Raw genomic sequence first — 24,469 nt, 5'->3', positions numbered from 1 at the left:
CCCAGTGATTCCGCTTTCGTTTGCACAGCGCCGCATGTGGCTCACGCATCAACTGGAGGGCGGGGCCGAGACCTACAACATCTCCCCGGCGTTCCGGCTGAAGGGGCCGCTGGACCAGGACGCCCTCGTCGCGGCGGTCCAGGACGTGGTCGCCCGGCACGAGACGCTGCGCACCACCTACGTGCTGGACGAGAACGACGAGCCCCACCAGCGGATCCTGCCGGCCGCCCAGGCGCCGGTGGAGGTGCCGGTGGTCGAGGTGGCGCCCGACGGCCTGGACGCCGCGGTCGACGCGTTCATCGCGCACCGCTTCGACCTGACCGCCGACATCCCGTTCAAGGTCCGTCTGTTCCGCTGCGCCCCCGAGGAACACGTCCTGGTCCTCCTCATCCACCACATCGCCTCCGACGGCGTCTCGGGCGGCCCGCTGGCGCGGGATCTGACCACCGCCTACACCGCGCGCCTGGAGGGCCGGGCCCCCGAGTACGAGCCGCTGGCCGTGACGTACAAGGACTACGCGCTGTGGCAGCGCGAGCTGCTCGGCGACGTGGCGGACCCGGGCTCGCTGGCCGCGGCACAGGCCGAGTACTGGCGCAAGGAACTGGCCGGCGTGCCGCAGCCGCTGAGCCTGCCGCTGGACCGTCCGCGGCCCGCGACCAGGAACTCGCAGGGCGGCTCGCTCGGCATCGAGGTGCCGGCGCGGGTGGCGGCCGGACTGCAGCGGCTGGCCGACGAGCGCGGCATGACCATGTCGATGGTCGTGCAGGCCGCGCTCGGGGTGCTCCTGGGCAAGCTCAGCGGCGGGGAGGACGTGACGATCGGCAACCCGATCGCCGGGCGGACCGACGAAGGCCTCGCCGACCTGGTCGGGCTGTTCGTCAACACCCAGGTGCTGCGGATGGACCTCTCCGGCAACCCGTCGTTCGCCGACCTGCTCCCGCAGGTGCGGGACAAGGCGCTGGCGGCCTACGAGAACCAGGACGTGCCGTTCGAGACGCTGGTCGAGCTGATCAACCCCGAGCGCTCCACCTCCTACCAGCCGCTGTTCCAGGTGATGTTCGCCTGGCAGAGCTTCGAGAAGGCGGACTTCGAACTGCCCGGGCTCAAGGTGGAGTTCGAGCAGTACCTCACCAACACCTCGCTGGCCGACCTGTTCTTCAGCCTCGCCTACGACGGTTCGGGAGCCCTGCGCGGCGACCTCATGTACGCCACCCAGCTGTTCGACCAGGACACGGCGGAGGCCATCGCCGGCCGGTTCGTGCGGGTGCTGGAGCAGGTGGCCGCCGACCCGCAGGCGCCGCTGAGCGCCGTCGAGGTGCTGGAGCAGGACGAGCGGGACCGGCTGGTGCGGCGGGTCAACGACACCGCGCGTCCGGTGCCCGAGGGCACGCTGCCGGACGCGTTCGAGGCGCAGGTGGCGCGGACCCCGGACGCGGTGGCGGTGATCGCGGAGAGCGAGACGCTGACGTACGCGGAGTTCAACCGGCGGGCGAACCGGCTGGCGCACTGGCTGATCGAGCAGGGAGCGGGGCCCGAGCAGCTGGTCGCGGTGAAGATCCCGCGGTCGGTGGACCTGCTGGTCGCGGTCTACGGCGTGGTCAAGGCGGGTGCGGCGTATGTGCCGCTGGACACCGAGCTGCCCGAGGACCGGGTGCGGCACGTCCTGGCGGGCGCGCAGCCGCTGCTGCTGCTCGACGGCGTGCTGCCGGACGTGTCCGCCTACCCGGAGACGAACCCGCAGCGCGCGCTGACGCCGGACAACGTCGCCTACGTCATCTTCACCTCCGGTTCCACCGGCGGCCCGAAGGGCGTGCCGGTGGCGCACCGGTCGATCATGAACCGGATCGCCTGGGGCCTGGAGCACTTCCACGTCACCGCCGAGGACCGGATGCTGGTCAGCACCTCGGCGAGCTTCGACGCGTCGGTGCCGGAGATGTTCTCCAACCTGCAGACGGGCGCCTCCGTGGTCGTCGCGAGCGCCGAGGGGCGCCGGGACCCGGCCTATCTGGCGGAGCTGATCAGGCGGGAGCGGGTGACCGGCGCGTTCTTCGTGCCCTCGCTGCTGTCGGCGTTCGTCACCGAGCCGTCCGCCCAGGACTGCACGAGCCTGCGCTGGATCGAGGTCGCCGCCGAGGCGTTCCCGGCCGCGCTGGCCAACCGGTTCGTGGAACTGCTGCCGGGCTGCTCCGCGAACAACCTCTACGGCCCCACCGAGGCCACCGTCGAGGTCACCGGCTGGGAGCACGTGCCCGGCGCGGACCGGGTGCCGATCGGTACACCGATCTGGAACAACCAGGTCTACGTCCTGGACGCGGCGCTGCGCCCGGTGGCGCCGGGGGTGGCCGGCGAGCTGTACCTGGCCGGCACCTGCCTGGCGCGCGGCTATCTCGGGCAGACGGGGCTGACCTCGGAGCGGTTCGTGGCCTGCCCGTTCGGCCCGGCCGGCGCGCGGATGTACCGCACCGGGGACCTGGTGAAGTGGAACAAGGACGGCCAGGTCGAGTACCTGGGCCGTACCGACTCCCAGGTCAAGGTCCGCGGGTTCCGCATCGAACTCGGCGAGATCGAGCACGTTCTGACCGGGCATCCGTCGGTGTCGCAGGCCGCGGTCGTGGTGCGCGAGGACCAGAAGGGCGACCAGCGTCTGGTCGCCTACGTGGAGCCCGACCCGGACGCCGCCGTCGCCGACACCGGCGCGCAGGTCGACGAGTGGCGCCGGATCTTCGACGACAGCTGTGCCGAATCCGCCGAGGAGGCGTGGGGCGAGGACTTCCAGCAGTGGAAGTCGGTGTACGCCGGCGAGCCGGTCCCGCTGGAACAGCTGCGGGAGTGGCAGGACGCGGCGGTCGCCGGGGTGCTGCGCTTCGCACCGCGCCGGGTGCTGGAGATCGGCGTCGGCTCCGGCCTGCTCCTCGCGAAGATCGTCGGCGAGGTCGACGAGTACTGGGGCACCGACCTGTCCGCCGCCGCCGTCGGCCGGCTGCGGGCCCAGGCCGAGCAGGCCGGGCACGCGGACCGGGTACGGCTCAGCGTCCAGGCGGCCGACGACGTCTCCGGCCTGCCGCGGGGCGGGTTCGACACCGTCGTCCTCGACTCGGTGGTCCAGTACTTCCCGAGCGTGGAGTACCTGGAGCGGGTGCTGGACCAGGCCATGGACCTCCTCGCGCCGGGCGGCCGGCTCGTCGTCGGCGACGTCCGCAACGCCGCCACCCAGCGGATCCTGGCCACCGCCGAGCAGCGCGCGGCGCAGCCCTACGCCTCGCACGAGGAGATCCGGGCGGCGGTGGAGCAGGCGCTGCTCGCCGAGCGGGAGCTGCTGGTCGCCCCCGAGTGGTTCGCCGAGTGGGCGGCGCAGCGCGGCGCCGGAGCCGACATCCGGCTGAAGGCGGGGCGGGTGCACAACGCGCTGACCCGCCACCGCTACGAGGTCGTCCTGCACAAGGAGCCGGCCGACGCCCTCGACCTGGCCCGGGTGCCCGCGGTGCCCTGGACCGAGGTGGCCGGCCTGGACGGCCTGGCCGGCCGCGTGCAGCGGGCCGGCGGCCCGGTGCGCGTCACCGGCATACCCAACGCACGGCTCGTGGAGGAGACGGCCGCCGCGGTCTTCGCCGGTGTCGTCCGCGAGGACGCCCCCGCCGGCACGCCGGTAGACCCCGAGGACGTCGCCGCCTGGGCGCGGCAGCGGGGTCTGGACGCGGTCCTCACCTGGTCGGGCGAGGCCGTGCACGGCTTCGACGCGGTGCTGCTGCCCGAGCGGCGGGCCGTCCGCGGAGGCTTCGTGCCCAGCGGTGTGGCCGGCAAGGCCCGCGCGAACGCCCCCGCGCTCGCCAAGGCGATCGGCCCGCTGCTGGCCGAACTGCCCGAGTACCTGGGCGCGCGCCTTCCGGACTACATGGTCCCGGCCGCGATGGTGCCGCTGTCGCAGCTGCCGCTGAACCCGGCCGGCAAGATCGACCGGGGGGCGCTCCCGGCCGAGCACGCCACCACCGTCAGCAGCGGTGAGCCGCGCAACTCCCACGAGGAGGAGCTGTGCTCCTTCTTCAGCGAGCTGCTCAAGCTGGAACGGGTCGGCATCGACGACGACTTCTTCGCCCTCGGCGGGCACTCCCTGCTCGCCACCCGGCTCAGCGCCCGCATCCGCAAGCGGTTCGGCGTCGACATGCCGCTCAGGACGATCATCCAGTACCCCACGGTGGCCGAGCTGGCCGCGCTGCTGCTGATCGGCAGCATCCCCGGTGACCACGCCGACTCCTTCAACGTGGTGCTGCCGCTGAACCGGGACCCCGGCACGGGCAAGGAGCCGGTGTGGTTCTTCCACGGCGGCGGCGGCCTCGGCTGGGCGTTCTTCACCTTCGCGCCGTACGTGCCCGACCGCGCGGCCTACGCCCTGCAGTCCCGCGGCTCCAACGGCACCGACCCGCTGGCGGAGTCGGTGGAGGAGATGGTCGCCGACTACCTCGACCAGATCCTGAAGGTCCAGCCGGAAGGCCCCTACTACCTGATCGGCTGGTCCTTCGGCGGCCCGATCGCGCACGCCGTCGCCGAGGCGATGGACCGGCGCGGGCTCGAGGTCGGCCTGCTGGCCGTCCTGGACTCGCAGCCGGCCAACTCCGCCCCGGACAACGGCTTCCGGGAAGTGGCCGGCCGGACGAAGGAGCTGTACCGGGCCGACGTCGAGGAGGTCTTCGGCAAGTTCATGAACACCGGCAACATGGACAGCTTCCTGGACACCATGTCGCGGGTGGGCGCCAACAACCTGCAGAAGATGGGCGTCTTCGAGTCGCCGGTCTACCGCGGTGACCTGCTGTACTTCAACGCGAAGCTGGACAAGGTCGACGGAGTGACGTCGTACGGCCCCGACTGGCGGCCGCACGTGCTGGGGTCCATCGAGGAGTACGACGTGGACGCCACCCACCACGACCTGCACATGCCCAAGCCCGCGGGGCAGATCATGCGGGTCATCGCCCGGAAGCTGGCGCAGTGACATGTGCTCGCAACCGGTTCAGCGAACCATCGACAGGATGATCGGGAGGTGGTCGGGATGACGCAGCCCGGCACGTCCACGGACCACGGGGAGCAGACCACGCTGCTGTGCGTGCCGTTCGCCGGAGCAGGTCCTTCGTTCTTCCACCCGTGGCGGGAGCTCGCCGCCGGGCGGTGGCGCGTGACCTCGGTCGAACTGCCCGGCAGGGAGCGGCGGATCCTGGACACGCCGTACCGCAACGTCGTCGAGGCGGCCAAGAACGAGATCGACGGCATCGTCGCCGATCTCGGCGAGGGAACCCGGACCGTGCTGTTCGGACACAGCCTCGGCGCGGTGCTCGCCTACGAGCTGGTGCACCTGCTGGGCCGGCGCGGCGTGCACGTCGAGCGGCTGATCGTCAGCGGCTCTCCGGGGCCGTGGACCCAGCGCGAGCGGCGGGCCGCGGGCCTGCCGGACGAGGAGTTCCTCGCCAGGGTGGAGGAGTTCGCGGGCTTCCGGCACGAGGCACTCGACCACCCGGAGATGCGGGAACTGATCCTCCCCGCGCTGCAGGCCGACTGCGAGATGCACGAGGCCTACGTCCCCAGCACCGACGAACCGGTGCCGGTGCCGATCTGCTCCCTGCGCGGCGACCACGACGGCCTGGTCACCGCGGAGGAGGCGCGGCAGTGGCGGGACGCGACCACGGCCGGCTTCAGCTACGCCGAGTTCCCCGGCGACCACATGTACCTGGTCGACCACGGCCGGGAGATCCTGGACGTCATCGAGGCGGAGTCCGCACGCGGCCGCTAGCGCGGCCCGCGGCTCACGGAAGGGCGTCCGCCCCCCGGCGGACGCCCTTCCGGCGTGTGCGGGCGCCCCCGGCGGCCGCGTCCACCGCGTCCACGGCGCCGTCGAGACGGATTCGAGGGCCGTGTCACGGGTCTGACAGGCCCGTGCCAGGGGCGTGGGGACAGTGGCGGTATGAAGAGTTCCGCGATCGCAGTCTCAGGGCTGCGCAAGGCGTATGGCGACAAGGTCGTGCTCGACGGCATCGACTTCGAAGTCGCCGCGGGATCGGTCTTCTCCCTGCTCGGCCCGAACGGGGCGGGCAAGACGACTACGGTGAACGTCCTCACCACGCTGCTGACCGCCGACGCCGGGACGGTGCGCGTCGCCGGGCACGACGTCGTGACCGCCACCAAGGAGGTGCGCGCGGCCATCGGCGTGACCGGCCAGTTCGCCGCCGTGGACGATCTGCTGACGGGCCGGGAGAACCTGCGGCTGATGGCGGACCTCAAGCGGGTGCGCTCCGGTGACCAGCTGGTCACACGGCTGCTGGAGCGGTTCGACCTGGCGGAGTCGGCGGACAAGATGGCGTCGACCTACTCCGGCGGCATGCGCCGCAAGCTGGACCTGGCGATGACGCTGGTCGGCAACCCGCAGATCATCTTCCTGGACGAGCCGACCACGGGTCTCGACCCGCGCAGCCGGCGCACCCTGTGGGGGATCGTCCGCGAGCTGGTGGCCGACGGCACCACCATCTTCCTCACCACCCAGTACCTCGAGGAGGCCGACCAGCTCGCCGACCGGATCGCGGTGCTCAACCAGGGCCGCCTGGTCGCCCAGGGCACGGCCGACGAGCTCAAGCGCCAGATCCCCGGCACCCACGTGCGGCTGCGGTTCGCCGACGCCTTCGAACTCGACACGGCGGCGCGGATCTTCGCCGGCTCCACGCGGGACGACGAGGAGCTGACCCTGCGGGTGCCCAGCGACGGCGCGTCCAGGTCGCTGCGGGCCCTGCTGGACCGGCTCGACGAACACACGCTCGACGCCCAGGAATTCTCCGTGCACACCCCCGACCTCGACGACGTCTTCCTCGCCCTGACCGAGCGCCCGGCCGAGGACACCGAGCACACCAGCGAGAACAAGGAGGCGATCGCGCGATGAGCAGCGTCTCGACGGCGTTTGCCGACTCGGCGATCATGTTGCGCCGCAACGTGAAGCACACCCTGCGCAACCCCACCACGGTGTTCAACGCCGTCCTGTTCCCGATCGTCATCATGCTGATGTTCGTCAAGGTGTTCGGCGGCGCGTTCAGCGTCGGCCAGCACTACATCGACTACGCGACGCCGGGTCTGCTCGTGATGGCCGTCAGCTACGGCCTCGGCGCCACCGCGACGTCCGTGAACGACGACATGACGAAGGGCATCATCAACCGGTTCAAGACCATGGACGTCTCCCGCGGCGCCATGCTGACCGGACACGTCGTCGTCACCACCGTGCGCTGCCTGGTGGCGTCCGCGGCCATCGTCGGGGTGGCCTTCGCGATGGGCTTCGACCCGCACGCGAGCGCCCTCGACTGGCTGGGCGTGCTGGGGCTCTTCGTGCTGCTCGCCGTCGGGGCCAGCTGGCTCACCGTCGCCATGGGCCTGGCCGCGAAGACCACCGAGTCGGCGGGCCTCGCCACCGTACCGCTGATCATGCTGCCGTTCCTGAGCAGCGCGTTCGTGCCCGCGGACACCATGGGCGCCGGTGTGAAGCAGTTCGCCGAGTACCAGCCCTTCACCCCCATCATCGAGACCCTGCGCGGACTGCTGGCGGGCCATGTCTCGAGCGGCCACGCCATCGCGGCCCTCGCCTGGTGCGTCGGGTTCGCCGTCCTCGGGTACGTGTGGGCGCTCTCGACGTTCAAGAAGCGCGCCTGACCCCGACGGGCCCGGACCGGCCGGCCCGTCTTCGACCCGCCTCGGCGAACCCCGTGTCGCCGGGGCGGAGCCATGTCCTGTGCAAGGAGCAGAACGGGAGAGCCACCCGTTCGACGAGAATCGGTTAAGGAGACGGAGATCATGGCCGAGCCGTTCGTCAGCCTGACGAACCCCGAGTTCACGGACGACCCCATCGGCGCCTACGCGCGCCTGCGCGAGCAGTCCCCGCTCGTCCGCATCGGGTTCCCCGGCGGGCCGCCGGTCTGGCTGATCACACGGAACGAAGACGTCAAGGCCGCGCTGAGCGATCCGCGGCTCGTCGTGGACTACAGCAACGTACCCGGCCACCAGGGGCCCGGCATCGCGGACCAGATGGTCGCCGCGCTCGATCTGCCGGACGAGTTCGTGCCCTACGTCGCCGCCAACATGATGCTCAAGGACGGCAAGGACCACGCCCGGCAGCGCCGGCTCGTGACGCCGGCGTTCTCCGTCCGCCGCATCAAGGCACTGCGGCCCCGCATCGAGGAGATCTCCGCCGAACTCGTCGACGCGCTGGCCCGGAAGGGATCCGGCGACCTCATCGCGGACTACTCCTCCCCCCTCACCGGCACCGTCATCTGCGAGCTCATCGGCATCGACAAGGAGGACCAGCCGCAGATACGCGAGTGGATGAACGAGTACACCGCTCCCGACGCCGACCTGGCGGAGAGCGGCCGGGGCATGGTCGAGTACGTCAAGAAGCTCATCGGGCGGCGCCGGGCCGAGCCCCGCGAGGACATGGTCTCCGCGCTGGTGCAGACGACCGACGACAGCGGCGACCGGCTCAGCGAGGACGAGATCGTCTCGATGGTGCTGCTGGTGGTGAACAACGGGCACCACTCCACGTCCCACTTCATCCCGAACGCCGTCCTCGCGCTCTTCGACCACCCGGAGCAGCTGGCCCTGCTGCGCGCCAGGCCGGAAGCACTGCCGCACGCCATGCACGAGCTGATGCGGATCGCGAACCCCGTCCCGACCGCCGGCCCCCGCTACGCCACGGAGGACATGGAGTTCGCCGGGGTCCCCATCCGCAAGGGCGACGCCCTGACGGGCTCCTACCTGTCCGCCAACTACGACCCGCGGGTCTTCCCCGACCCCGAACGGTGCGACGTGGAGCGGGTTCTGGAGCGCGGGCAGAGCCACCTGTCGTACGGCGCCGGACCGCACTACTGCCCCGGCGCGGCGCTCGCCAACCTCGAAGGCCAGATCGCCCTCGACCACCTGCTGATCCAGCGCAACACCCTCGAAGTCACCGTCGCCCGCGAGGAGTTGACGTACACCGAGGCCACACCCGGAGGCGCCCGGCTGCTCGACGCGCTGCCCGTGCGCCTGTGAGCGCCGGCCGGTGACACACGAGGGCGGCCCCCGGACGGGGATGCGTCCGGGGGCCGCCCGCGCGGGCGCCGCCTCAGGCGGCGTCGAGGAGCCGCACCCTCGCCCGCTGGTCCTGCACGAGCTTGCCCAGCCGCTCCACGCCCAGGGCGATCTGCTCGGGCGTGAGCACGCTGAAGGAGAGCCGGGCCTGGTGGAACCCGCCCGTGCCGCCGTAGAAGTGGTGCATCGGGGTCCACAGGACGCCGAACTGGGAGGCCGAGTACTCGAGCATGTCGTCGTCGGCCGGGAACGGCAGCGTGACGACGACGAACATGCCGCCCTGCGGCGTGTTCCACGAGACGTCCCGCGGTGCGCCCGGCGCCGGTGCGAAGACGGATTCCAGACCGTCCAGCAGGGCCGCCAGGTTCCGGCGGTAGACCTCGGCCTCGCGGGCGGTGGCGCGCTTGAGACTGCACCCGTTGTCCAGGAGATACCCGCCGATGACCGCCTGGGCGACGGTCGAGGTGTTGAGCGTCACCATGCTCTTGAGCTTGGCGAGGTGGTCGGCGAGCAGCACCGGCTGCGCCGAGGACGCCCCGGCCGGCGTGACGGGCTGGTCCGCGATGACGTAGCCCACGCGGGCGCCGGCGAAGGCGGACTTCGCGAACGAGCCGAGGTGGATCACCTGGCGGTGCTCGTCCAGCGCCTTGAGCATGGGCAGCGGGGAACCACCGGCGCGGAACAGGGAGTACGGGTTGTCCTCGATGACGAGGATCTGCTGCCGCCTGGCCAGTTCCAGCAGCGCACGCCGGTCCGCCAGCGACATGCTTGCGCCGCTCGGGTTGGCGAAGTCCGGGACGACGTAACAGGCGCGGGGCCGCAGTCCCTCCCGCCTGGCCGCGTCGATCTGCCGCTGCAGGTCCTCCAGGTCGATGCCGCCCGCGCCCTCCCGGACCTCGCGCAGGGGAGCGCCGGCCACCCGTGCCGCGCCGATGAACCCCACGTAGTTCGGCGTTGCGGCCAGGATGACGTCGCGGGCGTCCCGGACGAGCGCGCGCAGCAGGAGCACCATCGCCTCCTGGCAGCCGGTGGTCACCACGATGCTCTCCGGGTCGACGGTGAGCCCCTCGTCGATCCGGAGCTGGCGCGCGATCAGCTCGTGGATGAATCCCTTGGTGCGCCCGTACTGGAAGAAGGTGCGCCGCACGTCCTGCGCGGGAAGTCCTTTCACCTCTTCGAGATAGCTCTTGAACGTCCTGAGGTGACGTGACAGATCCTCTACGTCGTAGAAGCCCTCGAAAGGGCGGCCCGCGGAGAAGGAGACCGCTTCCGGGTACCTTCCCGCGAGCTCGTTGAGCAGCGTCATCGAGGTGAGTGCGGGATCGTCGACCGCCTCGTGCAGATCGGTGACACTCAGCCGAATGGCCCCTGGTGGTATGGACATGGTCACGTCGTCATCCTCATCCGCCGGAGTCGAACAGCGCCCGGTAATGGCGCATGAATGCTGCCTCGTCGGGGTCCTCAAGAAGATATGTGCCGGCCCTCGAAGCGCGGACGACCACGACTAAAGGAGAGATGGATTCCGGCTCGGCTGAAAACCGCCCCCTCACTGTCCCGTCAGCGGGACGTTGACACCCTCCTGGGCGGCGGACAGAGTAGTGGACTGCTGGGAAAAGGCGAATCGCGTCCGCCGGGCGAAGAACGGAAAGGACCGGGTCGCGAGCCGAGTTGCCCGGCCAGAAAACGGCTGCGGATCAGGGCGATGCCGCGTCGACATCCCGCTTCGACCACCTCCACATATCCGGGGCTGAACGCCAGGAGCCGGCGGACGGTACGCGCGGCGGCTCCACGAACTCGTTCCGCGCGGCGAGCGGTACCTGACACCTGAAAAGGAGCTGACGCATGACCACACTGGACCAGGGCGTTCTGGAGAAGGCCGCGGCGGAATACGCCGAGCAGGGTTTCTCCATCATCCGCAACGTCGTGCCGCAGGACCTCCTCGAGGAGGCGTGCGCCCACGTCGACTGGCTCACCCGCAAGTACCCGGATCTGCGTCCCGAGCACTTCCACCACCCGCTGATCCGCAACGACGCCTTCTGGGCACGGCTGGTCTCCGACCCGCGCCTGGTGGACATCGCGGAGTTCTTCCTCGGCCCGGACCTGGCCTGCTTCACCGCCCACTACATCTGCAAGCCCCCCTACGACGGGCAGCCCGTGCTGTGGCACCAGGACGGTGCCTACTGGTCGCTGAGCCCCATGGAGGCGCTCACGGTGTGGCTCGCCGTCGACGAGAGCACCACCGAGAACGGCTGCCTGCGGATGATCCCCGGCAGCCACGAACTGCCCCTGCACAAGCCGTCGCTGCGCACCGACACGGACAACATGCTGTTCTCCGCCTCCGACGAGGACCTGGTGCGCGAGTGGGTGGACAAGCGCGGAGTCGTGGACATCGAACTCCAGCCGGGTGACGTCTCGATCCACCACCCCCACCTGCTGCACTACTCGGAGCCGAACACCTCCGCCAAGCGGCGCTGCGGTCTCGACATCGGCTACATCGCGACGACCACGCGGATCCACAGCGAGGGCATCTACCTCGACCCGCTGCTCGTGCGCGGGACCGACGCGGCCGGCCTCAACAGCTACCGCCCGTTCCCCGCCTACCAGGAGGGGGAGACGATCCCCTTCGCCGGGCAGGAGGAGTGGGACGAGCAGGTGGCCGTGCGCAACGCCGCGCTGCCGCCGCGTTCCCGGGAGCTGCCCGCGCAGAGCCCGATCGAGACGACGCGGCACATGATCGACCGCCTGCGCGCAGGCACCGCGAAGAGCTGACCCCGAGCCGGCCGCCGGCGCGCCGCGCCAGGACGTGCGTGCGGCGGCCGGTACCGGACCTGTGGCCCGACACCGCTCGACGGCGTCGCGCCACAGGTGATGCCGTATTTTCGAGGCCGCGGCGGGCCGCTGGGACCAGGAAGCGCGCCGGCACCGGGTGCGCCCCGACGTCCCTCGCGTCCACGCAGACGGCCGGCGGCCGGGCCCGTGGCCCGGCCGCCGGCCGCGGTCGGTCACCAGTCGAACGCCTCGCCGTCGCCCCGCTTCTCGACGCAGTACGTGCGGTAGGCCTCGGCCTTCGCGATCATGCCGGCGTCCCCGGTGCGCCGCGCCGCCTCCACGTACCAGTCGAACGCCGCGGTGGCGTGCGCGTGCCGCACGAAGTGGAACTCGGCGAACCGGCGGAAGTGCGCCCGCATGGTCGCCGGGGTCATGTCTGCGGCGGAGCCGATGAGCTCCTCGATCTCCGCCTCGGCCGGCGCGGGCCGCTCCACGATGCGGATCGGTTCGGACGCGGGGACGGTGCCCCGGATCGCCAGGGGCTCCCCGGTGTCCGCGAAGTCCAGGCAGAGCGAGAGCCGGGCGTTGCCGGACGTGCTGCGCGCGGAGTGCGGGTCGGTCGAGTGGATCTTCCACACCTCACCGCGGCGGATGTGGTAGACGAGGTCGTTCTCGGAGTGGAGGGACTCCTCGCTGGTACGCAGCGGAACCTGCACCCGGGTGCCCGGCTTCGCCCACTCGAGGAAGTCCACGTGCGGGGCGATGATGCCGTCCCGGAGGGCGAAGACGCGCACCCACTGCAGGCGGTCCAACGGGAAGTGCCCGGTCACCAGGGACATGATCGCCGGCAGTTGCCTGCCCAGTTCGGTGAGGGTCAGACTGCCGTCGTGGGGGCGGAACGCGGTGTCGGAATCGGCGCCGCTGCCGTTGGCGAGCACATGGGACGACCAGGATCCGAAAGTGAAGGCATCGTATTTGCCGTCGTATTCGTGACCGTCCAGGATGGACAGTTCGGATTCCAGGTCGTACGAATCGATGGGTAGCACAGCAAGCCGTTCCGACTTAAGCAAGGAAATCCCCTCCAGCGCATGATCGTTTGGCGCACCCGGAAATTGCTGGGCGTTCCCACCCGTTCGTCACCATAATTCTCCGCGGATATCCGTGGCAACGCTGCGGCGGTGCCTGCGGGCACCGCCGCAGCGTTGCCGTCGGCGGGCGGTACCGTCCCGTCGGCAGGACAACCGGCGCCCGGCGAAGGCGCACCCGGCTGTCAGCTCTTGCCCGGGCTTTCCCCGGCCCTCTACGTTGGCGTCGCGATGGCCCCGGGCGCACGTACCGTCTCGTAGCCGCACGGCGCCGGCCGGTGAACTTCGCGCACACCCAGACGTCCTTTCCGAGACGGCACGAATCCATCAGTGCCTGGACCGTCCGGCCTCCAGGCACGGCGCCCGTCGCAAGGGCGCTCGTCAGCCATTTCCGGGGATTTCGTCCCGCCCGGCGGGACGGCGGAAAGGGCCCCAGTGGCCGTGACGGCGGTGCCGGTCCGCGCATGCGGCCCGCGACGACGTGGGCGGGAATTCCCGTTCGACAGAGGAAGGAAAGGCTGGCAATGGCGTCAGAAGGACAGGCCGCGCCGTCGAGCGCGCCGGCATCGCTCGTGCAGGAGATCTCGACGCTGTGGCAGGACCACCTCGGCGGTCGCGAAGTCGGTCCGGACGACGACTTCTTCACGCTCGGCGGCAATTCGCTGACCGGCATCAAAATCATCGAGAAGGTGGCCGAGGACTACGGCGTCCAGCTTTCCGTGCGCGACTTCTACCTGGCACAGACCCCGGCCCGGGTCGCCGAGCTGATCGAGCAGGGGAGGGCGGCGACATGAGGCTGACGCCGGGCCCCGCGCGCGACGTCGACCTCGGCAGCGTCGACCTGTTCGACCTGGACCTGTACGCCTCCGGCGATCCGCACCCGGTCTGGGACGTGATGCGGGCCAAGGCCCCTCTGCACCACCAGGTCCTCCCCGACGGGCGGGAGTTCTGGTCGGTGACCCGCCACGAGGACGTCTGCCGCGTCCTCGGCGACCACCGGGAGTTCACCTCCGAGCGCGGCACGACACCCACCCACGTCGGGATCGACGACCCCGCGGCGGGCAGGCTGCTGACGTCCACCGACCCGCCGCGGCACACCGAGGTCCGCAGGCCGCTCGGGTCCAAGCTGACGGCCCGGGCGGTGAAGTCCTGGGAGGACTCCGTCCGCGGGACCGTCCAGCGCTTCCTCGAGCCGGCGCTCGACGGCGGGGTCTTCGACCTGGCCGAGCGGGCGCTGCTGCTGCCGGCGATGGTCACGGGCCCCCTGCTCGGCATCCCGGAGAAGGACTGGGCGGAACTCGTCCAGCTGACCGCGATGGTGACGGCTCCCTCGGACCCGCACTTCATGGTGGGCAACGAGCCGGCGACGCTGGCCATCTCCCACCACGAGCTGGTCAGCTACGTCACCGAGTGGGTCAAACGGCGCCGGGCGGCCGGCGGCGAGGACGACACCCTGCTCGCCCACCTCATGAGCGTCCGCGCGGGCGGCGCCCCGCTGACCGACGAGGAGATCGCCCTCGACGGCTACAGCATCCTGCTGGGCGCCAACGTGACGACCCCGCACACCGTCTCCGGCACGGTGCAGGCCCTCATCGAGCGGCCCGAGCAGTTCGAGAAGGCGCAGGCGGACCCGACGCTGATCCCGAACCTGGTCGAGGAAGGGCTGCGCTGGACGTCGGCCGCCTGCAACTTCATGCGGTACGCGGTGGACGACGTGCACATCGCCGGGGGCACGATCCCGGCCCGCGCGGCGGTCGTCGCGTGGATCGGGTCGGCCAACCGGGACGCCTCCCTGTTCACCGACCCGCACACGTTCGACATCACGCGGAGCAACGCCAAGCGCCACGTCGCCTTCGGGTTCGGGCCGCACTTCTGCATCGGGGCGCCGCTGGCCCGGATGACCCTGCGCATCTTCTTCGAGGAGCTGCTCCAGCGGTTCGGATCGATCGAGCTCGCCGGCGAACCGCAGCACCTGCGGTCGTACTTCATCGCCGGGATGACCCACCTCCCCGTCGTCGCCCAGAAACGAAGGACGCCATGACAACCGGCTCCACCACCGCCCTGTCGCCGTGGTTCGTCCGGCCGCCGTCCACCGACCACCCCGCCCGCCTGTTCTGCTTCCCCTTCTCCGGGTCCGGGGCGTCGGCCTTCAGCGCCTGGCCGGCCGCGCTCGACGACGTCGAGGTCTGCCCGGTGCAGTTCCCCGGCCGCGAGAACCGGCTCGGCCACCCCCACTACGGCACCTACGAGAACCTCGCCGCCGACCTGGCCGAGGCCCTGGCGCCGCTGCTCGACCGGCCGTACGCGTTCTTCGCGCACTGCGCGGGCGCGCTGCCCGCGTACGAGACCGTGCTCCGGCTCGCCGAGCGCGGCCTGCCCATCCCGGACTGCCTGTTCGTGTCGGGCCAGCCGGCGCCGCACGACGCCTCGCGCGACCGGATGCTCACCATGACCGAGCCCGAACTGCGCGCCGAGGTCGAGTCGTTCGTCCGCAGCCGGGGCATCGAGCCCCGGCCGGACATGGTCGACATGGGCCTCATGGTGCTGCTGCGCGACCACGCCGCCGCGGGCGCGTACCGGCGCACCGAACCGGTCGCGGTGGACTGCCCCGTCGTCGTCCTGCACTGGCGGGACGACCCGGACGTGGGCCTCGCCGACCTGCAGGGGTGGCGCCGGTACGCGGACTCCGTCGAGTTCCGGGTGGTCGACGGCGGCCACTACGACTTCATGGACGCGCCGGACGAGCTGCGCAAGCTGCTGACCCGCTGGTTGTGAGCGCACACCAGCCGCCCCCAGAGCCGTACACCGAGGGACCGGAAGGAACGCGTATGAGTGGCGCAGCCACCGATATTGCCGTCGTCGGGATGGCGTGCCGCTTTCCCGGTGTGCACGACCTGGCCGGGTTCTGGCGCCTGCTGCGCGCGGGGGAGTCCACCATCGGCACCTTCCCGGAGCAGCGGGCGGCCGACGCGCACACGCGGCACCTGTCCCACCCGGACGCCGCCACCTTGGACTCGGGCTCGTTCTTCGAGGCCGTCGACGCCTTCGACGCCGCCTTCTTCGGCACGAAGCCGGCGGAGGCGGCCGCCATGGACCCCGTGCAGCGGCTGGGGCTCGAGCTGGCCTGGGAGGCCGTCGAGGACGCCCGCATCCCGGCGAGCGCGCTCGCGGGCCGCGAGGTCGACGTCGTGGTCGGCGCCGGCCCTTCCGGCTACGAGCTGCTGCGCAGGCTGTCCGGCAGCGACCAGGACGACCACTACGCGGTGCTCGGCTCCAGCGGTGCGCTGATCGCGAACCGCATCTCGGGCCTGTTCGACGTGCGCGGGATGAGCCTGTGCGCGGACTCGGGCCAGTCCTCCTCCCTCGTGTCGCTGGCGCTGACCTGCGACCGGATACGGTCCGGCGCCGTCGACATGGCGATCGCCGGCGGCGTCCACCTGATCGTCGACCCGGAGGCCGGGGCGGGCCTGGCGAACCTCGGCGCCCTGTCGCCCGACGGCCGCTGCTTCCCCTTCGACGCACGGGCCAACGGCTTCATCCGGGGAGAGGGCGGGGCGTTCGTCCTGCTGAAGCGGCTCGACCTCGCCGTCGCCGACGGCGACCACGTCTACGCGGTGGTGCGCGGCTGGGGCGTCGGCAGCGGCGGCGCGACCTCCCGGATGCCGGACCCCAGCCCCGCCGGGCAGGCGGCGGCCGTGCGGTCCGCCCTGCGGCGCGCGGCGGTCGACTTCGGCGACGTCGACTACGTCGAGGCCCACGGCACCGGCACCCGGCTCGGCGATCCGGCGGAGATCGCCGGGCTGCGCGAGGTGTTCCGGGAGACCGGCCGCAGCCGGCCGCTGGCGATCGGCTCGGTGAAGGCGAACGTCGGGCACCTGGAGCCGGCCGCGGGGATCGTCGGCTTCGTGAAGGCCGCGCTGTGCGTGGACCGCGCCGAGCTGGTGCCGCAGCCGGGCTTTTCCTCCGCGAACCCCGCCATCGAGGACTTCGAGAAGGACTTCGACGTCCCGCGCTCCGCGCGGCCCTGGCCGGGCGAGCCGGGCCGGCCGCGGCGGGCCGGGGTGTCGTCGGTCGGGATGGGCGGCACCAACGCGCACGTCATCCTCGAACAGGCCCCCGAGGCGGCCCGGCCCGAACCGCCCGCCGGTGACGAGGACGCGACCTGCACGGGCGTGACCGGGCTGGTGCCGTGGGTGCTGTCGGCGCGCTCGGAGCCGGCCCTGCGGGAACAGGCGGCGCGGCTGCGGGAGTTCGTGACCGCCGACCCCTCGCTGTCGGCGGCCGACGTGGGGCACTCGCTGGTGACGACCCGGTCGTCGTTCGAGCACCGGGCGGTGGTGCTCGCCGGCGACCGTGCAGAGGCGCTGGCCGGTCTCGACCTGGTGGCGGCGGGCGGCGACGCGGCCCGGGCGGTGCGCGGCGTGGCCACGGCAGCCGCCGGCCCGGTCGTCTTCGTGTTCCCCGGACAGGGGTCGCAGTGGCTGGGCATGGGCCGGCAGCTGTACGCGGAGTCGGAGGTGTTCGCGCGTGCGATCGACGAGTGCGCGCGCGCTCTGCGGCCGTGGCTGGACTGGTCGCTGCTGGACCTGATCACCGGCGCGGAGTCGGCGCCGTCGCTGGAACGCGGCGACGCCGTGGTCCAGCCGGCGCTGTTCGCGATGATGGTGTCCCTGGCCCGGCTGTGGCGGTCGCTGGGAGTGGTCCCCGACGCGGTGGTGGGGCACTCGCAGGGCGAGATCGCCGCGGCCTGCGCGTCGGGCGCGCTCAGCCTTCAGGACGCGGCGCGGGTCGTCGCCCTGCGCAGCCGGGCCCTGACCGCCCTGGCGGGCCTGGGCGGGCTGAACGCGGTGGCCGCGCCCCTGAAGTGGGTCGAGGACCGACTGGGCCGGTGGCCGGCGCGGCTGTCCGTGGCCGCGGTCAACGGACCGGCCTCCGTGGTGATCGCCGGGGACCTCGAGGCGCTGGAGGAGTTCGCCGCGCTGGCGGCGGGCGACGGGGTCCGGGCGCGCCGGGTCAGGATCGAGTACGCCTCCCACTCCCACCAGGTCGAACGCATCCGCGACCAGGTACTCGAAGCCGCCGCGGGTATCACGCCGCGCCGGACGGCGGTGGAGTTCCACTCCACGGTCACCGCGGGACCGCTCGACACCCGCGCGCTCGACGCCTCCTACTGGTACGACAACCTGCGGTCGACGGTGCGGTTCGGCGAGGTCGTCGAGAACCTGATGCGCGAGCGCGGTGGCGTGTTCGTGGAGGTCAGCCCGCACCCCGTGCTCCGGGTGGCGATGGAGGAGGCCGCCGACGCGCTGGCGAGCCCGCCGCCGGTGGTGAGCACCCTGAGCAAGCACGACGGCGGCCTCGGCAGGGTCCTCACCTCCCTGGCCGAGCTGCACGTGCGCGGGGTGCCGGTGAACTGGCAGGCGGTGTTCGCCGCCGGCCGGCCGCGCCGGATCGGCCTGCCGCTCTACCCGTTCCAGCGGCAGCGGTACTGGCTGACGGCGCCCGCCGGCACCGACCCCGCGCACGGCACCGCCGCACAGGCGGACGGGCCGGGCGCGCACGCCGGGGCGGCGGCCCCGGACTCGCCGTCGGCGGTCCTCGCCCTCGTGTGCGCCGAGACCGCGGCGCTGCTGGGCACGAAGGGCGCGGGCCCGACCGGCACCGGTCTCCAGGCGCGGTCCACCGAGACCTTCAAGGCGCTCGGCTTCGACTCCTCGATGGCGGTGGAGCTGCGCAACCGGCTGGCCGCGGCGGCCGGGGTGCGGCTGCCGGCCACCGTCGCGTTCACCTACCCCACGCCGCACGCGCTCGCCGGCCACCTCTTCTCCCTCCTCGAGCCCGAGGCGCCCGAGGCGCCCGAAGCTCCCGGAACGGCGGAGGACACGGGTCTGGAAGGCCGCAGCGACGACGATCTCTACGCGTTGATCGAACGCGGATACGTATAGCCACACCGTTCTCAACAACCCTTGGGGGAGGCCCTGGTGGAGGATGTCGACAAGCTCCGGTCCTACCTGCGACGCGCCGTCGGCGACGCGCAGGAACTGCGGGAGCGGGTGCGCGAGCTGGAGGAGTCCGCGCGCGAGCCCATCGCCGTCGTGGGTGTGGGATGCCGCTTCCCGGGCGGGGTGACGTCCCCCGAAGGACTGTGGTCGGTCGTGTCCGAGGGCGTGGACGCGATGGGCGGCTTCCCCCTGGACCGCGGCTGGGACGTGGACGCCCTCTACGACCCGGATCCCGAGGCGCACGGAAAGACGTACACGCGCACCGGCGGGTTCCTGCCCGATCTGGCGGAGTTCGACGCGCAGTTCTTCGGCATCAGCCCGCGCGAGGCGCTGGCCATGGACCCGCAGCAGCGGCTGATGCTGGAGACGACGTGGGAGGCGCTGGAGCGGGCGGGCATCGACCCGGCCGGGCTGCGCGGCTCGGCGACCGGGGTGTTCACCGGGATCTACGGCGTCGACTACGGCCCACGGGTGGGCGGCGGCGCGGCCGGTGAGGTGGAGGGCTTCCAGCTCACCGGCAACTACCTCAGCGTGGCCTCCGGCCGGGTGGCGTACGTGCTGGGTCTGCACGGCCCGGCGGTGTCCACCGACACCGCGTGCTCGGCGTCGCTCGTCGCCGTCCACCAGGCCGTGCGGTCGCTGCGGTCCGGGGAGTGCACGCTGGCGCTGGCCGGCGGGGTGGCGGCGCTGCCGACCCCGGGGATGCTCGTGGAACTCGCCCGGCAGCGGGGCCTGTCGGCGGACGGCCGGTGCAAGGCGTTCGCGGACGCCGCGGACGGCACCGGCTTCTCCGAGGGCGCGGGCGTGCTGGTCCTGGAGCGGCTGTCCGACGCGCGGCGCAACGGCCGGCGCATCTGGGCGGTGATCCGCGGCTCGGCGATCAACCAGGACGGCGCGTCGAACGGGCTCAGCGCGCCCAACCCCCTGGCGCAGCAGCGGGTCATCCGCGCGGCCCTCGCCGACGCCGGGCTGCGGGCGGGTGACGTGGACGCGGTGGAGGCGCACGGCACCGGCACCAGGCTGGGCGACCCCATGGAGGCGGAGGCACTGCTGGCCACCTACGGGCAGGACCGGGACGGCACGGGCCCGTTGTGGCTGGGGTCGCTGAAGTCGAACATCGGGCACACGCAGGCGGCCGCGGGCGTCGGCGGCATCATCAAGATGGTCATGGCGATGCGGCACGGGGTGCTGCCCAGGACGCTGCACGTGGACCGTCCTTCGACCCATGTGGACTGGTCGGCCGGGGCGGTGGAGCTGCTGACCGAGGCCCGGGAGTGGACCACGCCCGAGGGCCGGCCCCGCCGCGCGGGCGTGTCGTCCTTCGGCATCAGCGGCACCAACGCCCATCTGATCCTCGAACAGGCACCCGAGCCCGCCGAGCGGGAGGAGACGCCGGCTCCCGCGGCCGGGGACGCCGCCGGACCGGTGCCGTGGGTGCTGTCGGCGAAGTCGGAACAGGCGCTGCGCGAGCAGGCGGTGCGGCTGCGGGACCACGTGGCCGCGGACGCGGACCTGCCGGTCGCGGACGTGGGGCGGGCACTGGTCACCACGCGCTCGCTGTTCGAGCACCGCCAGGTGGTGATCGGCGCCGACCGGGACGAGCTGCTCGCCGCCCTGACCGCCGTCGCCGCGGGCGACACCGCCGGCGTCGCCGGCGCGGTGTCCGGCGTCGCGCGGCCGGTCGGCAGGACGGTGTTCGTCTTCCCCGGCCAGGGCGGGCAGTGGGCCGCGATGGGCCGGGAGCTGTGGGAGACCTCCCCGGTCTTCGCCGAGGAACTGCGCGCCTGCGCGACGGCGCTCGAACCGTGGGTGTCCTGGTCGCTGATCGACACCGTGTGCGGCGGGCCGGGCGCGGCGGACCTGGAGGACATCGACGTCGTCCAGCCGGTGCTGTTCGCGGTGATGGTGTCGCTGGCCCGGGTGTGGCGCTCGCTGGGCGTGACCCCGGACGTGGTGATCGGCCACTCCCAGGGCGAGATCGCCGCGGCTTACGTCGCCGGCGCCCTGACCCTTGAGGACGCCGCCAAGATCGTCGCCCTGCGCTCCCGGCTGCTGGCCACCGTCACCGGGCAGGGCACCATGGCCGGCCTGCTGCTGCCCGAACAGCGCGTGCGGGAGCTGCTGGAGCCGTACGGGTCCCGGATCGGGATCGCCGCGGTGAACGGCCCGAACTCGACGACGGTCTCCGGCGAGACCGAGGCGGTCGAGGCGGTCGTCGCCGCCTGCCAGGCCGAGGGCGCCCGCGCCCGGCTGATCAAGTCCAGCGTGCCCGGCCACTCGCCGCTGCTGGACCGGTTCGACGGAACGCTCCAGGCGGAGCTGGGCCGGATCACCCCGCGGCCCACACCGGTGGCGATCTACTCGACGGTGACCGGCGACCTGATCGACCCCATGGAGCTCGGCACCGCCTACTGGTACCGCAACCTGCGGCAACCGGTGCAGTTCGCGCCCGCCATGCGGCGCCTGGTCGAGCAGGAGCGGGACAGCGCGGTCGTCGAACTCGGCCCGCACCCGCTGCTGGTGATGAACATCCAGGAGATGTTCGACGCCACGCCCGGCGCCACCGGGTTCGTGGTCGGCTCGCTGCGCCGCGACGAGGGCGGCCTCGCACGGCTGTACCAGTCCGCGGCCGAGGCCTTCGTCGCGGGCCTGCCGGTGTCGTGGGAGGCGGCGTTCCCGGCCGGCGCCGGCCGGTGGGCCGAGCTGCCCACGTACGCCTTCCAGCGGCAGCGCTACTGGCTGGACGCTCCCGCCGAGACCACCACCGCGAGCACCTCCGACCACCCGCTGCTCGACGCCGTGATCGATCTGCCCGGTGACGGCGGGCACGGCTCGGTCGTGGGCAGCGGGCGCCTGTCCCTGGAGCGCCACCCGTGGCTCGCCGGGCATGTGGTCCACGGCGCCGTCCTGGTGCCCGCCACCGTGCTGGCGGAGCTGGCGGTGTGGGCGGCGCACAAGGCGGGCCGCGACGCCGTCGAGGAACTCACCATGGAGACACCGCTGGTGCTGTCCCGGACGGCCGAGCGCGAGATCCGCGTCATGGTCGACGGCACGCGTGCGTTCAGCGTGCACTCCCGCGGCGCGGGCGAGGACGCATGGACGCGCAACGCCGTCGGGGTCGTCGGATCCGGCACCGGGGCGACCGGCGCACAGGAGGGTCTCGCCGCGTGGCCGCCCGCGGGCGCGGACGCCGTGCCCTTCGAGGACGTGTACACCAGGCTGTCCGCCCTCGGGTTCGACCACGGGCCCCTGTTCCGGGGTGTGCGGCAGGTGTGGCGCCAGGGCGACACCCTGTTCGCCGAAGTGGAGCTGCCCGCGGCCGACGGCGCCGACCAGAGCGGGTTCCGGGTCCATCCGGCGCTGCTGCACGCCGCGCTGCTCCCGGCCGGGCCGGCGCCGTGCACCGGCACCTCACGGCCTGAGGGCCGGCTGCCGTACCGGCTCACGGGCCTCGGCCTCGGCTCCGGCCGGCCGGCCGCGCTGCGCGTCCGGCTCGCCCCCGCCGGCGAGGACGCGCTGTCCGTCACCCTCGCGGACCGGAACGGCACACCGGTCGGGGGCATCGCATCGCTGAGCCTGCGGCCCGTGGACGTCGCACAGCTGGCCGAGCTGAGCTTCGACCGGCAGGACTCGCTGTTCCAGGTGGACTGGACCCCCCTCACGGTCGCGTCCGGTCCGGCCGCCGGCCGGTACGCGGTGGTGGGCGGCTCCGACACGCTCACCGCGTCCCTCGGCCAGGGCCGGCCCGTCCACACCGACCTCGGCGAACTCGCCGCCTCGGGCGGGGAGACGCCCCCGGTCGTCATCGCCGTCGTCGAGCGTGCGGACGGCGCCGGCACACCCGCCGACACCGAGCGGAACCTGCACCGAGTGCTGCGCTGGACGCAGACCTGGCTCTCCGACGAACGGTTCTGCGACTCCCGCCTGGTCGTGGTGACGCGGGACGCCTTCCACGACGAGCAGGTGCCGCACCCCGACCCCGCGGCCGCCGCGGTCTGGGGGTTCCTGCGCACCGCGCAGACCGAGAACCCGGGCCGCTTCACGCTCGTGGACACCGACGACCGGGCCGCCTCGTGGGCCCGGATCCCGGCCGCGGCCGCCACCGGGGAGGCCCAGCTGAAGATCCGGGACGGCAGGGTGAGCACACCGCAGCTGGTCCACGCCACGGGCGCGCCGGACGGGACACCGGAAGCCCTCGGCTCCGGCTCGGTGCTGATCACCGGTGGTACCGGCGGCCTGGGCGCGATGCTGGCCCGGCACCTCGTCGCCCGGCACGGGGTGCGCCGGCTGGTGCTGACCAGCCGGCGCGGGCCGGACGCCCCGGCCGCGGCGGCGCTGCGGGAGGAGCTGACGGCGGCCGGCGCCCACGTCGACATCGTGGCCTGCGACGTGACAAGCCGCGACTCCGTGGCCCAACTGATCGCCGGCGTGCCGTCCGAGCACCCGCTGACCGCGGTGATCCACTGCGCGGGCGTGCTGGACGACGGCGTCGTGGAGGCCCTGACCGAGGACCGTCTGGACGCGGTCCTCGCGCCGAAGGTGCGCGGCGCCTGGCACCTGCACGAGCTGACCCGGCACCTGGACCTGTCCGCGTTCGTGCTGTTCTCGTCGGTCGCGAGCGTGCTCGGCTTCGCGGGACAGGCCAACTACGCGGCGGCCAACGCCTTCCTCGACGGCCTCGCGCAGGCGCGCCGGGCCGAGGGGCTGGCGGCCCGTGCGCTGGACTGGGGGTTCTGGGCGGAGCGCAGCGAGATGAGCGCCGCACTCACCGACGCCGACGTGGCCCGCATGCAGCAGCAGGGCGTGCAGCCGCTGTCGTCGCAGGAGGGGCTCGCGCTCTTCGACGCGGCCGTCCCGGTGGACGAGCCGGTGCTCGTGCCGGTGCGGCTGAACCTGACGGCGCTCGGCCCGATGGCCTCGCCGCTGCTGCGCACCCTGGCCGGGGCGGCCGCGGGCGCCGAGGGCCCGGCGGGCCGGGAGTCCACCGGCACCGCCCTCGCCGAGACGCTGGCGTCGCTGCCGCCTCACGAGGCGCAGGCGGCCCTGCTCGACGCCGTACGCACGCAGACCGCGCTCGTCCTCGGCCACCCCGACACCGGGCGGATCGGCCCCGCCGCGACGTTCAAGGAGCTCGGGATCGACTCGCTCACGGCGCTGGAACTCAGGAACAAACTGGCGGCGGTGACCGGCCTGAAGCTGCCCGCCACGCTCGTCTTCGACCACCCGAACCCCGCCGACATCGCCCGGTTCCTGGCCGAGCGCATCACCCCCGACGCCGGCCCCGGGCCGCAGTCCCCGGCCGGTCACCTGGTCAAGGAGATCGAGGGGCTGGGCGCCCGGCTCGAGGAGGCGTTCCACGGGCTCGCGCAGGAGGACCAGGCCACCATCTCCGGTCTGCTCGGCGAACTGCAGGGCCGGGTCCGTTCGCTGGCGGGCGCCGGGGCACCGGCCGGCCTCGCCGACCAGATCAGTTCGGCCTCGGCGGGAGAGCTTCTCGCGCTGCTGGACAAAGAGCTCGGCTAGGGGAGA

12 protein-coding genes and 1 pseudogene are annotated in these 24,469 nt (G+C 72.6%); 11 read left to right on the top strand and 2 right to left on the bottom strand.

The window, feature by feature from the left end:
* The first annotated feature begins 4 nt into the window (after nt 1-4).
* The 5 genes from ACGFZN_RS37475 (at nt 5) to ACGFZN_RS37455 (ending at nt 9,045) form a co-directional block, all read left to right on the top strand.
* Nucleotides 5-4,984, top strand: a complete 4,980-nt coding sequence (locus ACGFZN_RS37475; protein ID WP_393862948.1) for an amino acid adenylation domain-containing protein — start codon at nt 5-7, stop codon at nt 4,982-4,984.
* Nucleotides 4,985-5,041: 57 nt separating this feature from the next.
* Complete coding sequence (locus ACGFZN_RS37470) at nt 5,042-5,776, top strand: thioesterase II family protein (RefSeq protein ID WP_393862947.1); 735 nt, start codon at nt 5,042-5,044, stop codon at nt 5,774-5,776.
* 171 nt (nt 5,777-5,947) lie between these two features.
* The gene (locus ACGFZN_RS37465) at nt 5,948-6,913 is read left to right on the top strand and encodes an ATP-binding cassette domain-containing protein (protein WP_393862946.1); all 966 of its coding nucleotides are present in this window, start codon (nt 5,948-5,950) and stop codon (nt 6,911-6,913) included.
* Nucleotides 6,910-7,671, top strand: coding sequence for an ABC transporter permease (locus ACGFZN_RS37460; RefSeq protein WP_393862945.1), 762 nt, complete (start codon nt 6,910-6,912; stop codon nt 7,669-7,671). The genes ACGFZN_RS37465 and ACGFZN_RS37460 overlap by 4 nt, the downstream gene beginning before the upstream one ends.
* Nucleotides 7,672-7,812: 141 nt before the next feature.
* Complete coding sequence (locus ACGFZN_RS37455; protein WP_393862944.1) at nt 7,813-9,045, top strand: cytochrome P450; 1,233 nt, start codon at nt 7,813-7,815, stop codon at nt 9,043-9,045.
* 73 nt (nt 9,046-9,118) lie between these two features.
* Here the strand turns inward: ACGFZN_RS37455 and ACGFZN_RS37450 are convergent, their stop codons facing one another.
* On the bottom strand, nt 9,119-10,468 hold the full coding sequence (locus ACGFZN_RS37450) for a PLP-dependent aminotransferase family protein (RefSeq protein ID WP_393862973.1): 1,350 nt from the start codon (nt 10,466-10,468) through the stop codon (nt 9,119-9,121).
* 458 nt (nt 10,469-10,926) lie between these two features.
* Between ACGFZN_RS37450 and ACGFZN_RS37445 the strand changes: the two genes are divergently transcribed.
* On the top strand, nt 10,927-11,853 hold the full coding sequence (locus tag ACGFZN_RS37445; protein ID WP_393862943.1) for a phytanoyl-CoA dioxygenase family protein: 927 nt from the start codon (nt 10,927-10,929) through the stop codon (nt 11,851-11,853).
* A 233-nt stretch (nt 11,854-12,086) separates the two neighbouring features.
* Here ACGFZN_RS37445 and ACGFZN_RS37440 read toward each other — a convergent pair whose 3' ends face one another.
* On the bottom strand, nt 12,087-12,923 hold the full coding sequence (locus ACGFZN_RS37440; RefSeq protein WP_393862942.1) for a putative nonproteinogenic amino acid hydroxylase: 837 nt from the start codon (nt 12,921-12,923) through the stop codon (nt 12,087-12,089).
* A gap of 539 nt (nt 12,924-13,462) precedes the next feature.
* Between ACGFZN_RS37440 and ACGFZN_RS37435 the strand changes: the two genes are divergently transcribed.
* The 5 genes and pseudogenes from ACGFZN_RS37435 to ACGFZN_RS37415 all read left to right on the top strand — a co-directional run.
* Complete coding sequence (locus ACGFZN_RS37435; RefSeq protein WP_393862941.1) at nt 13,463-13,732, top strand: phosphopantetheine-binding protein; 270 nt, start codon at nt 13,463-13,465, stop codon at nt 13,730-13,732.
* Nucleotides 13,729-14,979, top strand: a complete 1,251-nt coding sequence (locus tag ACGFZN_RS37430) for a cytochrome P450 (RefSeq protein ID WP_393862940.1) — start codon at nt 13,729-13,731, stop codon at nt 14,977-14,979. Before ACGFZN_RS37435 ends, ACGFZN_RS37430 begins: the two co-directional genes overlap by 4 nt.
* A complete protein-coding gene (locus ACGFZN_RS37425; RefSeq protein ID WP_393862939.1) occupies nt 14,976-15,713 on the top strand; it encodes a thioesterase II family protein in 738 nt (245 codons plus the stop codon). The genes ACGFZN_RS37430 and ACGFZN_RS37425 overlap by 4 nt, the downstream gene beginning before the upstream one ends.
* Nucleotides 15,714-15,766: 53 nt before the next feature.
* A complete protein-coding gene (locus tag ACGFZN_RS37420; RefSeq protein ID WP_393862938.1) occupies nt 15,767-18,883 on the top strand; it encodes a type I polyketide synthase in 3,117 nt (1,038 codons plus the stop codon).
* 69 nt (nt 18,884-18,952) lie between these two features.
* Nucleotides 18,953-24,463: pseudogene (locus ACGFZN_RS37415) on the top strand (SDR family NAD(P)-dependent oxidoreductase); the annotation flags it as partial.
* Between the last annotated feature and the right edge of the window lie 6 nt (nt 24,464-24,469).

The organism is Streptomyces sp. NPDC048192 (assembly GCF_043202415.1).
Classification (GTDB): Bacteria; Actinomycetota; Actinomycetes; order Streptomycetales; family Streptomycetaceae; genus Streptomyces.
This window is presented reverse-complemented; position numbering and strand designations above follow the sequence as displayed.